This window comes from Nocardioides sp. P5_C9_2 (assembly GCF_054049555.1).
Map to the genome: position 1 here is coordinate 1 of NZ_JBFUMD010000257.1, position 5,502 is coordinate 5,502.

Here is a 5,502-nt window from a genome sequence, read left to right on the forward strand (position 1 = left end):
GGCGGACACCGCGACCCTGGCCGTGCTCGAGCTCCTCGTCAACGCCGGCTCGGGCCCACCCCTGCTCGGCACCTTCCGTCCCGACGAGGCCACCGCACGCACCGACGCGACCGAGTGGTTCACGCGGGTCCGACGGGTGGCGGGGGTCATGACCGTGGAGCTGGAGCCGCTCAGCCTGCCGGAGACGGCACTCCAGGTGGAGCTGCTGGGCATCTCCATGCCCCCCGGGGAGGTGGACCGGCTCCACGCGCGGAGCCGCGGGCAGCCGCTCTTCACCGAGCAGCTGCTCGCCCACAGCGACACTGGCGGACCCCTCCCGGCCCTGCTGCGCGACCTCCTCGACCAGCGTCTCGACGGGCTCCGACCCGGGTCCTGGCCGGTCGTGGCCGCGCTGGCGGTCTCCGGCCATCCGCTGAGCCTCGACGTGCTCCGGGCCGCGAGCGGGCTGGAGCTCGACGAGCTGCTCGAGTGCCTGCACGGCCTGCGTGACCAGCACCTGCTCGCGGATGCGGCGGAGGAACACGTCGAGCTGCGGCACCCGCTGCTGGCCGAGGCCATCCAGCGGCGCCTGGTGCCCGGGGAGGCGGATCCCTACCACCAGCGCCTCGCCGAGGCACTCGAGAACGCACCCACGTCCGTCCCGGCCTCCGCCGTGGCCGCGCACTGGCAGGCGGCCGGGCGACCCGACCGGGAGATCGGCTGGCGCATCCGGGCCGCGCGCGAGGCCCAGCTCCGGTTCGCCGCCCCCCAGGCGGCCACGCACTGGCTGCGGGCGATCCGGATCTGGCCGCCCGACACGGCCTTCCTGGGCGAGCCGCCCGTCGACCTGGTGGGTGCCTACTTCGCGGCGATGGACGCCTTCGAGGAGTCCTCCGAGCCCGAGCGGGCATCGGTGCTCGCCCAGGAGGCCCTCTCGCTCACCGGCGGCATGGACGACGAGCAGCTCGCCGGCCTCTACCGCCGGGCCGCCGACTACCTGGGGGAGGTGGACGAGGAGTCGGCGCTGGTCCTCATCAACAAGGCCACGAGCTACCTGCACCACGTCCCCACGTCGACGAGCCACCTCGACACCCTGCGCCTGYGGGCCCGGACCCTCAGCGGGCTGGGTCGACTGGCAGACGGCCTGCGCGACGCCCGGCGGGTGGTCGAGATCAGTCGGGAGCTGGGCGACCCGGACGAGCTGCGCACCTCGCTGATGCACGTCGCGTGGTACGAGGCGCTCATCGGGGACACCGACGACGCCGTCCAGCACGCCGTCGAGGCCGCGGCGCTCCCGACCCTGCGAGACGACCCGGTGCGCGAGGTCCAGCTCTGCATGCGGCACACCGACCTGCTGCTGATGACCGGGGGCACGACCGAGGAGATCGAGGCCGCCGGCGCGGCGGGCCTGGAGGCCGCCGACCGGTGGGAGATCGACACGTCCCCCTCGAGCGCCCTGCGCGCCAACGTCGCCGACGCCCTGCGCCGGGCCGGGCAGACCCGTCGGGCGGCGGCCCTCATCGACCCGCTGACCGAGGGCGAGCTCGACCACCACCGGTGGGCCCTGCACACCGAGCGGGCCACCCTCGACATGATGCGGGGGCGCGGCGACGACGCGCTGCGCCGCTTCGCCGCCCTGGACGACGTGGAGCTGCCGTCGCTGTGGAACCGGGCCGACGTGACGCAGTACGCCGCCCGCTCCGAGCTGTGGCTCGGCCGGCCCCAGGCCGCCTGGGACCGGCTCGTCGCCACGCTCGAGCTGGCCGCCCGCTTCGACGCCATCTCGTCCCTCGGCATGCTGCTCATGCTCGCCGCGCGGGCGGCGGCGGACCTGGTCGAGGGCAGCCCGGTCGATGCGGTGGCGCGTCGCCGGTACGCCGACCGGCTGCGCGCCATCAGGTCGACACCCGACCGCGACCCGCTGGGCGAGCCCGCACCCGTGGCGGTGACCGCCTCGTGGACGGCCGAGATGGAGCGCCTCGCCGGAGGTCACGAGGCTCACCCCTGGCTGGTCGCCGCGTCGGAGTGGGACGCCGCCGGCCGTCCCCATGACGCGGCGTACGCCCGATGGCGGGCGGCCCAGGCCAGCATCGCCACGGGTCACGCCGGGCGCGCCCCTGCCCTGCTCCGCCGGGCCGCGAGGGACGCCCGGGAGCACGCGCCCCTGCTGGCCGCCATCCTGGCCACCCAGCGGTCGGGGGCCGAGGACCTCCTCGCCTGACTCCCGCTCAGCGGGGCACGACGACCAGCGAGCCCCGACGCCGGGCGTCGAGCGGGGAGGGCCGACGGTCGAGGCGGGCGTCGAGCACCCGCAGCGCCGGCTCGGGCTGTCCCGAGCTGACGAGCGCGAAGAGCAGCGTCTCCTCCACGACCTCCCGCTGCGCGGCCGAGCCACCGACCCGCACCAGGGTGGGCAGGAGGTCGGTGAGGACCTGCGCGGCCCTCGTCCAGTCCTGCTGGCCGGCGGCGAGCAGCGCCTCGCACAGTGCCGTGCCGGTGGCGCGGATCACCGGGTCGGACGACGAGCGGCAGTGGTCGCGCAGCCGCGCCAGTCGGGTGATGTCGCCGGCCGCGGCGAGGGCCAGCGCGGAGTGCATCGCCACGAAGGGCGTCTCCGGGCGGTCGATGAGGTCCGCCCCGGCCGCCTCCAGCACGCACTCCACCGGCGGCGGGGCGACCTCCGCGGGGAAGGCCTGCGAGCCCGCCGCGACGTCCCAGTCGGCGGTGGTGACCCGCCAGCGCCACAGCAGGGACGCCGAGTCGATCAGCGACCGGACACCCGTCACCGCCGGCGGCGCGAGCTGGCTGTAGTAGCGCTGGCGCACCGCCTCGGTGTCCCCGAGGGCGAGGTCGTGCAGGGCTGCGTGCCACGAGAAGTGCGCCCGGTGCGAGGCGGACCGGCCGCTCTCGGCGACCCAGTGGTCGAGCCACACCCGGCCCGACTCGTGCCGGCCGGTCTCGTACATCACGTGCGTCTGGGCATGGACCGCGTGACCCGACGAGGGCTCGCAGAACAGGGCGCTCTCGGCCAGCAGGCCGGCCTCGTCGAAGCGACCCTGGTCCTGGCGGGTGAAGGCGAGCAGCGAGATGTACCACCAGTGGTCGCCGTACGCCGGGGCGAGGCCGTCGACGAGGTCCCACGCCTCCTGCTGGATGTCGGTGACCCCGGAGAAGGCGATCGTCGGCACCGCGGCGGAGACGGCCAGGACGTCGCGGGGGTGGTGGGCGATGTGGTTCACCAGCGCCGCGGCTCCCTCGTGCCGGGCGTCGTCGACCCGGCGACCGATCACGTCGACGAGGCTGCGCTCGCGCTCGTCGCCGCGCCTGAGCACCGCGCGCCGTGCCGCCTGCAGGGACCCGGCCACGTCCGTCGCGGCCCCGGCCTCGTGGCCGAGCATCGCCAGCGCGGCGTGGGCGAGCGCGAAGTCGGGGTCGAGGGCCGCGGCCTCGCGGAGCAGCTCCTCGCCGCCCGACTGCAGGCGCATCACCCGCTCGAGGCCGGCGTTGTAGCGCGCAGCCGCCTCGGCGGTCGTCGACAGCGGCAGGCCCAGCGGGTCGCGGGGACGCGCGACCGGGTGGTGGCCGCTGACCAGGCGGCCGTCCTCGAGCCGGCGTGGCATCGGGGCGACCGCGTCGAGCACGTCGACCGCGAGTGCCAGAGCCTGGCTGCGGATCTCCGGGACTGCGGTCGACTCCCACAGCTCACCGCGCCTCAGCGCGCCCAGCGTCCACAGCGGGGCGTCCGCTCTCCCGGTCGAGTCGAGGAGCCGCCCCTCACGGGTGCGGAAGCCCATCCCGGCGGTGGCCGGCTGCGCGAGGGAGACCCCGCCGCGCACCGCGACGAGGTCGTCGAGCAGCGGGTTGCCGAGGCTGCGTACGTCGAGGGCGGGGCCGGTGCAGTTGACCACCCAGCCCACGTCGTGGGTCGCGCCGTCTGCGAGCGTGACCCGCAGCCCGCCACCGGTGAGGGGCTCGGCGTCGGCGACGGTCCCGGTGACGTGGCGCAGCCGGTCGGCGATGGCCAGCTCGCGCAGGACCGCCGCCGAGCTCGGCGGCATCCGGTGGCGGACGCGGTTCCAGCGACTGGCGTCGGTGCTGAGGAACTCGACGCGGTCCTCCTCCGAGAGCCGCTGCCACAGCTCGCTGACGCGGAACCGCAGGCCGTCCATGGCCGGGCGCCAGTCGCCCCCCGTCGCTCGCACCCGCTCGACGTGCTCGGCGACGTCGGCGCGCAGCTCGGCCAGCGTGGACCCCCAGTCGTCGACGTCCGGGATCGCCGCGAGCTGCAGCTCGTCGGCGTGCCGCGCGGGCAGCTCGCCGCTGCGGGAGACGGCCAGCACCCGCCGGTCGTCGCGCCCCCCGGTCCGGGTCAGGGACAGCACGACGTCGACCATGGTCAGCCCGGCCCCGACGAGCAGCACGTCACCCGGACCCACGCGGTCGCGGCGGACGACGTCGAGGGCGCCGGGCGCCCACGGGTCGGGGACGAAGAACGGCGAGCCGGTCAGGCCGTCGGGCGCCCAGTCGTGGCCGGCGGCCGGCAGGCCGGTGGCGACGACCACGGCCTCGGCAGCGAGGTCGTGCCCGTCGTCGAGCAGCACGGTCGCCCGGTCGTCGCGGCGGCGCAGGCCGACGGCACCGGCACGGACGTGGCGCAGCGACGCGGTGGCGGCGGCCAGGTCGAAGGCGTCGGCCAGGGTCTCGTCGAGGTACCGGGCGTACTGGCGGCGCGGCGCGAAGGTGGCCGGCTCGGCGCCGGTGGCGTGCCCCTGCCGGGTCCGCCAGGCGACGAAGTGTCCGGGGTCCTGCGGCAGCGCGGTCATGCCGGCCGCCGGGACGTTGAGCAGGTGCTCGTCGTCGGTGGTGCCGAACGCGGTGCCCCGGCCGGGGCGGTCCGCCGGATCCACCACGACGACGTCGACGCCGGTGCCGCGCTGGTGCGCGGTGCGGGCGAGGTGGAGGGCGACGAGCGCGCCCGCCGCACCACCGCCGATGATCACGACCTGGGGACGACCCGACCCCGTGGAACCCTGCGCCACGACATACCTCCTTAGACGAGTGACTCACTGTACTTTGCGCTCGTCGAGATCGGCGCACGGACACGGCGAGGCCCGGGACCGAGGCTGCGGACTCCGACCGGCAGGATGAGCCGCATGCCGCCGAACGATGCCAGCCGCCCCGAGACCGAGGCCAGCCTCACCGAGATCGCCCGCGCCGAGTCGCCGCGCGGCGAGCTCGTGCTGCGGCGTCGTACCGAGTCGGGAGCCGCCGACGTCGTCGAGCTCCGCGTCAACGGCGTCTTCGTGATGGACACGCGCGAGACGAGCACCGAGATCGAGATGGCCGGCATGGCCCTCGACCTCCTCGACGACCCGCGCGACGTGGTGATCGGCGGTCTCGGCCTGGGCTTCACCCTCCAGCGGATCCTCGCCGACGTGCGCGTCGAGCGCGCCACGGTCGTCGAGATCGAGGAGTCGCTCATCGGCTGGATGCGTGACGGCACGGTGCCGCACGGGCCGGCGC

2 protein-coding genes and 1 pseudogene are annotated in these 5,502 nt (G+C 75.8%); 2 read left to right on the forward strand and 1 reads right to left on the reverse strand.

The annotated features are described in order from the left end of the window. Positions 1-2,200: hypothetical protein (locus ACXJKL_RS13260; protein WP_457207515.1), on the forward strand; the 2,200-nt coding region annotated here is incomplete at its 5' end. Between the two features lie 7 nt (positions 2,201-2,207). Here ACXJKL_RS13260 and ACXJKL_RS13265 read toward each other — a convergent pair. Continuing rightward, the gene (locus ACXJKL_RS13265) at positions 2,208-5,018 is read right to left on the reverse strand and encodes an FAD-dependent oxidoreductase (protein ID WP_457207516.1); all 2,811 of its coding nucleotides are present in this window, start codon (positions 5,016-5,018) and stop codon (positions 2,208-2,210) included. Positions 5,019-5,132: 114 nt separating this feature from the next. On the opposite strand from ACXJKL_RS13265, the pseudogene ACXJKL_RS13270 reads away from it, so the two are divergent. Beyond that, a pseudogene (locus ACXJKL_RS13270) lies at positions 5,133-5,502 on the forward strand (hypothetical protein); the annotation flags it as partial.